The organism is Nostocoides sp. (assembly GCF_035343835.1).
Lineage (GTDB): Bacteria > Actinomycetota > Actinomycetes > Actinomycetales > Dermatophilaceae > Nostocoides_A > Nostocoides_A vanveenii.
Genome location: NZ_DAOQZV010000264.1, coordinates 1 through 4,128, shown reverse-complemented (window position 1 = coordinate 4,128; position 4,128 = coordinate 1). Strand labels below are relative to the sequence as shown.

Below are 4,128 nucleotides of genomic sequence, written 5' to 3'. Positions count from 1 at the left end.
GAGCGGCGGTGAGGATGTCGAGTCGCGGCCAGGTGACCGAAGGATCGGCCCAGACGTCGCTCACCCGCTCCTGCTCAGCCACCTGCGCGAGGATAGTCGGCCGGTCCCGCTGGGTGACCGTCCTCGACAAGGAGGGTCACAGCCCTATCGCTCAGAAGCGTGCTTGACGATCCTGCAACTTGGTGCCATGGTTAGCTACATGAGTAATGTACCAACAGAGCTCGACGGGTCGACGACGCCGATCTTCCGCGTCATCGCGGAGAGCCTGGAGGCGGCCATCCTGGACGGCTCGCTCCCCGAAGGCGCCCAGGTGCCGTCGACCAATGAGCTGGCCGTCTTCCACCGGATCAATCCCGCAACCGCCGCCAAGGGGGTCGGGCATCTAGTCGCCGACGGGACGATCTTCAAGCGGCGTGGCATCGGGATGTTCGTCGCCGACGGAGCGCGGGCTCGGCTGTTGGCCCGGCGCGAGGAGAAGTTCGTCGAGCGCTTTGTGGCCCCCTTGGCCGCGGAGGCCGATCTGCTCGGCTTGCCCGCGCAGCGCGTCATCGCGCTCGTCAGCGACCACGTGACCGCAGCGGCGAAGGAGGCCGCGTGGACGCCATCACCCTCGCCGGCGTGACCAAACGCTTCGGCGACGTCGTTGCGCTCGATGACGTGAGCCTCGGTTTCGGGGCGCACCTGATCACCGGCTTGGTCGGCCGCAATGGGGCTGGCAAGTCGACCTTGCTGGACCTGGCCGCCGGCCGGAGCCACGTCACCAACGGCACGATCCAGGTGCTCGGCCACGAGCCCTTCGAGAATCGACGCGTCCTCGCGGATGTGTGCGCGGTGACCGAGAGCCAGCCCTTCCCAGCGCGGTTCTCGGTCGACGCCGTGCTCTTCGGCGCGCGCCTGCTCCAACCGCGCTGGGACCGCCGGCTGGCCGACGACCTGGTCGACCTCTTCGCGCTGCGTCGGCGGCAGACGGTGGGCAAACTCTCTCGCGGACAGCGCAGTTCGCTCGGCGTCGTTATCGCGCTGGCATCACGGGCACCGGTCACCATCCTCGACGAGCCGTATGTCGGCCTGGACGCCGTCGCTCGTCGGCTCTTCTACGACCGGCTGCTCGAGGAGGTCGTGGCCGAGCCGAGAACGGTGATCTTCTCCTCCCACCTGATCGACGAGATCGCCCATCTCTTGGATCATCTCGTCCTCCTGGACCGGGGTCGGGTGATCCTCGACGCTCCTACCGACGAGGTGCGCGAGAGCGTGCTCGAGGTCAGTGGGCCGCGCGTCCTCGTCGATGCGTATGCCGCCGACTTGCCGATCCTTGCCCGCGCCGATCTCGGGGGCGTCTCTCGGGTGACCGTGCGTGGCGCATCAGCCCACCGTGCCGCGGCGTGCGGGTTGACGGTGCGCGCCCTGCCCTTGCAGGACGTCCTCGTCGCGCTGTCCACCCCGCATCCAGGGGCGCCCGTCGAGCCGATCGCGGCGGTGGCGTCATGACTGAGGCACTGACGATGCTGCGCATCCTGGTCCGGGGCGGCCTGGCGACGCTGTGGCCGTGGCTGATCCTCGCCATCTCTTTCGGGGTCAACGTGGCGTTCTACGCCGCGGCTGGCGACGACCCGGCCGTCGCCCGGCAAAGCGGCGGCATTCTGTCGCTGTTCCTGACGGCGGTCGCGGCCAACCAGCAGTCGTGGTCCCACGTGCTGCCCTTCAGCCTGGGTCTGAGCGGCACCCGGCGCGGGTTTGTCACGGGGATGGGGCTCTTCGTGCTGGCCCAGTCGGTCGTGGCCGGCGGGCTGCTCACCGCTCTCGCCGCGATCGAGTCGCGAAGCGGCGGATGGTGGATGCAGATCCGCTTCTTCCGGACGCCCGTTCTTGACGCCCTCGCGGCGCCGGGCAAGTTCGCGGTGCTGACCGCGGCCATGCTCGCGGTCAGCGCAGTCGGCGCGATCCTGGGCGCTGTGCTCGTGCGCTGGGGATCGACCGGCCTGTGGTGGCTCGTAGCCGGACTGGGCGTGGCGGGTGGTGCTGCCGTCGCTGGCGTCGCCGCCACGGGTGGCTGGGGGCGCGCGATCACGGCCCTCGCGGGCCAACCTTGGGCGCTGCTCTGGGTCGGTATCCCCCTGACCGTCACGGCCCTCGGCGCAACCGCCACCTGGCTGATCGCGCGCCGCGTCGCCCTGCGGTGACGCACACCCCCGGGCGACACGCGGTGGCGAGGAATGGGGCCCGGCGCGTCACGCAAACCGATTGCGCCGGCATACGGGCTGGTGGATCCTGGCACGATGAGCCAGACGCCCTTCCCGTTGCGCACCGAACGGCTGACGCTGCGCTTCGTCGGCGAACAGGACGTGGCGGCGCTCACGGCATACCGCAATGACCCGGCGGTAGCGGCGCTGCAGGACTGGGAACTGCCCTACCCGCGCGAGAAGGCGGCCGCACTCGCCGAGCGTCACGCCGGGCTCACCGATTTCGAGCCCGGCCGAGGCCACCAGATCGCGATCGAGCTGGCCGGCGAGCTGGTCGGCGACGTCTACATCGGGCTGCACGAGCACGGCGGCATCGCCGACATCGGCTACAGCCTCATACCGTCGGCGCAAGGGCGGGGTATCGCCTTCGAGGCGGTGAGCGCCCTCATCGCCGACCTCGTCGAGCGACTCGGGGTGCACCGCATCACCGCCGAACTCTCCAAGGACAACGGCCCGTCGATTCGGCTGCTGGAGCGGCTCGGGATGACTTTCGAGTCCTTCAGCCGGCAATCCTTCTGGTGGCGCGGAGCGTGGGACGACAACCTCTACTACGCCATGTCGGCCGAGCAGTGGCGCGCCTGGCGCGACCGCCCGCGCACCCCGCCGCAGATCGTGCGGCTCGTCGGGATCACCGAGGACAACCGCTGGAGGTATGCCCGCGTCCGCACCCACCGCTCGCAGGAGCACTTCTGCGCCACCGTCCACGACTCGTATGCCGATGCCCTCTTCCCCGGGGAGCGCTATGGCGTGCCATTGGTCCCGGTGCTCCGGGGCATCGAGGCGGACGGCGAGCCGGCGGGCTTCCTGATGTATTCCGAGGCCGGACCCTACCTGTGGCGCTTCCTCATCGACCGCAGCCATCAAGGCCGCGGCATCGGGCGCCGCGCGATGACGCTCTGGCTCGATGAGATGCGGGCGCGCGGGCATACGGAAGTCGAGACGAGCTGGGGGCAGGGCAAGGGGTCGCCCGAGGCGTTCCACCTGGCGACGGGCTTCGTGCCGACTGGTGAGTTCGAGGACGGCGAGGCGCTCGCCCGGCTCACGCTCTGAGAGCGGCACGACCGAGATATGACGGCGATCAGGAGTCCCGACCGGGCTCTGACGTCAGATCGCAACGACCCGCACCAGGTCATCGAGGCCCCGGGAATCCTCGCCATTGCGCGTATAGAGATCCAGTCCGCTGGCGTGCGCCGTGGCAGCGATGAGCAAATCGGCCAGTCGGCTGCGTGGGCGCCGCCCGTGAGCGATGACGGCCGCGACGACGAGCCCGTAGCTGCGGGCGGCCGCGGCATCGAAGGGAGGGGAGCGAGTCGGGACTCGACCTTTTGGAGGCGCGCCTGCCGACGGGCCGCCTCGGGCGCGGTAGGCGCAAGCAGTGGGCCGGCCGCGAGTTCGGCGGATGTGATCACCGAGATGGCGAAGGTGTCCGGTAGGGCGCCGAGGATCGTGGGGTCGTGCCAGTCGATGACCACCGAGGTGTCCAGCAGGCCGGTTGTCTCGCTCTCCGACGCCACCACCGCGCGTGGTCCGTCGTCTCCAACGGAGAACGACCGCATACCTCACGGCTGACAGCATGACATCAGAAGTCTTGATGGTATGCTGTCACGATGCGGACGACCGTCACACTTGACCCGGATACCGAGCACCTGCTCCGCCGGCGGATGAGCGAGAAGGGCGTGTCGTTCAAGCGCGCCCTCAACGACGCCATCCGGGCGGGCCTCGCCGGTCGTGAGCAGGCACCATACGAGACGCCGACCTTCGACATGGGGGTCCCGACCGTGGATCTGACGAAGGCGCTGCGCATCGCCGGCGAGCTCGAGGACGAGCACCTCCTCGCCTCCCTCAGGCGCGGCGCGTGACGCTCGTCGACGCCAACGTCCTGCTCAAC

At 69.6% G+C, this 4,128-nt stretch carries 5 protein-coding genes; all 5 read left to right on the top strand.

What is annotated here, in order from left to right; translation table 11 throughout:
* Window positions 1-199: 199 nt before the first annotated feature.
* Window positions 200-622: a GntR family transcriptional regulator gene (locus PKH97_RS14455; RefSeq protein WP_324388260.1), complete on the top strand. Its 423-nt coding sequence runs from the start codon at window positions 200-202 to the stop codon at window positions 620-622.
* The gene (locus PKH97_RS14450) at window positions 595-1,488 is read left to right on the top strand and encodes an ABC transporter ATP-binding protein (RefSeq protein ID WP_324388259.1); all 894 of its coding nucleotides are present in this window, start codon (window positions 595-597) and stop codon (window positions 1,486-1,488) included. Before PKH97_RS14455 ends, PKH97_RS14450 begins: the two co-directional genes overlap by 28 nt.
* A complete protein-coding gene (locus PKH97_RS14445) occupies window positions 1,485-2,180 on the top strand; it encodes a hypothetical protein (RefSeq protein ID WP_324388258.1) in 696 nt (231 codons plus the stop codon). Before PKH97_RS14450 ends, PKH97_RS14445 begins: the two co-directional genes overlap by 4 nt.
* 96 nt (window positions 2,181-2,276) lie before the next feature.
* Window positions 2,277-3,290 carry a GNAT family N-acetyltransferase gene (locus PKH97_RS14440; protein WP_324388256.1) on the top strand — a complete coding sequence of 338 codons (1,014 nt, stop codon included), beginning with the start codon at window positions 2,277-2,279 and terminating at the stop codon, window positions 3,288-3,290.
* Between the two features lie 557 nt (window positions 3,291-3,847).
* Window positions 3,848-4,099 carry an antitoxin gene (locus PKH97_RS14435; protein ID WP_324388255.1) on the top strand — a complete coding sequence of 84 codons (252 nt, stop codon included), beginning with the start codon at window positions 3,848-3,850 and terminating at the stop codon, window positions 4,097-4,099.
* Window positions 4,100-4,128 lie beyond the last annotated feature (29 nt).